The sequence below is a fragment of the Kineococcus glutinatus genome (assembly GCF_039542765.1).
GTDB lineage: Bacteria > Actinomycetota > Actinomycetes > Actinomycetales > Kineococcaceae > Kineococcus_A > Kineococcus_A glutinatus.
Genome location: NZ_BAABIL010000070.1, coordinates 1 through 2,086, shown reverse-complemented (window position 1 = coordinate 2,086; position 2,086 = coordinate 1). Strand labels below are relative to the sequence as shown.

At 73.2% G+C, this 2,086-nt stretch carries 1 protein-coding gene; it reads right to left on the bottom strand.

Features of this window, described 5'->3' with window-relative positions:
• The coding region (gene pepN / locus ABEB16_RS03545; RefSeq protein WP_345710892.1) for an aminopeptidase N at positions 1 to 1,995 on the bottom strand (1,995 nt) is incomplete at its 3' end.
• Positions 1,996 to 2,086 lie beyond the last annotated feature (91 nt).

Genomic DNA, 2,086 nt, shown 5'->3' with positions numbered 1-2,086 from the left:
CTCCTCGCTGCGGGCGGTGGCGGCGAACGCGCGGGCCAGCTGCAGCTGCACGTCGCTGCCCGGCGGGGCGCCGCGCAGCAGGTCCAGCAGCTGCGCGGCGGTGCGCTCGCCGACCTCCGCGCGGTGCTCGGGCGCGGTGAACAGCTGCACCGTCGTGGCCAGCTGGCGCAGCAGCACCATGAGCACGGTGGAGTCGCTGCGGGCCCCGCCGCCGCCGAGCAGGGCGAGGAGCAGGTCCAGGTAGTCGCGCGCGGCCATCTCCCCGTCGCGCGTCATGTCCCACGCCGCGGCGGCCACCAGCGAGCGGGACAGCGCGTCGGTGAAGGAGTCCAGGTGCTGCACCGCGGTGGCCAGGGAGTGCTCGTCGAGGCGGATCTTGGCGTAGGCAAGGTCGTCGTCGTTGACGAGCAGCAGGTCCGGGCGCGGGCGGCCCACGAGGTCGGGCAGCTCGGTGCGCGCCCCGCTGACGTCGAGCTCGACGCGGTGGGTGCGCTGCAGCCGGCCGTCGACGAGGTCGTAGCAGCCGACCGCCATCCGGTGCGTGCGCAGGTGCGGGTGCTCGGCGGGGGCCTCCTGCAGCACGGCGGCCGCGGTGATCGTGCCGTCGGCGCCGACCTCCAGCTCCGGGCGCAGCGTGGCGACGCCGGCCGTCTCCAGCCACTGCGCCGCCCAGCCCTTGAGGTCGCGCCCGGAGGTGGCCTCCAGCTCCACCAGCAGGTCGGTCAGCTCCGTGTTGCCCCAGGCGTGGCGGCGGAAGTAGGCGCGCACCCCGGCCAGGAACTCCTCCCGGCCGACGTAGGCGACGAGCTGCTTGAGGACGGAGGCGCCCTTGGCGTAGGTGATGCCGTCGAAGTTGACCTCGACGTCCTCGAGGTCGTTGATCTCGGCGACGATGGGGTGGGTCGTGGGCAGCTGGTCCTGCCGGTACGCCCAGGACTTCTCCAGGCTGTTGAACGTCGTCCACGCCCCGCTCCAGCGGGTGGCCTCGGCGGCGGCGAGGGTGCTGGCGAACTCCGCGAAGGACTCGTTGAGCCACAGGTCGTTCCACCAGCGCATCGTCACGAGGTCGCCGAACCACATGTGCGCCAGCTCGTGCAGCACGGTGATGGCGCGCCGCTCGACGACGGCCTCGCTGACCTTGGAGCGGAAGACGTAGGACTCCACGAACGTCACCGCGCCGGCGTTCTCCATCGCCCCGGCGTTGAACTCCGGCACGAACACCTGGTCGTAGGTGCCGAACGGGTAGGGCAGCTCGAAGACGCGCTCGTAGAACTCGAAGCCGCGGCGGGTGACGTCGAGGATCTCCTCGGCGTCGAGGTGCTGCGCCAGGGAGCGCCGGCACAGCACCGACAGCGGGATGGTGCGCCCGTCGGAGCTCGTCAGCTCGGAGCGCACCCCCTGGTAGGGGCCGGCGATGACGGCGGTGACGTAGGAGGACAGCCGCGGCGTCGGCTCGAACGCCCAGCGGGCGCGCTCACCGGCCAGCGGCTGCGGCTGCGGCGTGGCCGAGTTGGACACGACCGTCCAGTGCGCCGGGGTGGTCACGGTGAAGGCGAACGCGGCCTTGAGGTCGGGCTGGTCGAACACGGCGAAGACGCGGCGGGAGTCGGCCACCTCGAACTGGGTGTAGAGGTACACCTCCTCGTCGACGGGGTCGACGAAGCGGTGCAGGCCCTCGCCGGTGTTCATGTAGCGGCAGTCGGCGACCACGCGCAGCTCGTTCTCCGCGGCGAGGCCCTCCAGGGCGATGCGCGCGCCGTCGGCCACGGCCGCGGGGTCGAGCGCGCGGCCGTTGAGGCTGACCTCGTGGACGGCGGCGCTGATGAGGTCGACGAACGTGGCGGCGCCCTCGGTGGTGCTGCGGAAGCGGACGGTCGTCGTCGAGCGGAACGTCGTGGGTCCGGTCGTGAGGTCGAGGTCGACCTCGTAGGAGTCGACGGAGACGAGCGCGGCGCGGTCGCGGGCCTCCGAGCGCGTCAGGTTCTCACCGGGCACGGCGCTTCCTTCCTGTGGGTGCGCCCATGCTGCCACGCGGGTCCCGGTGGGCCCGCGGCGGCGCTCGGGGCGGCCGCGGCGGCGCTGGGCG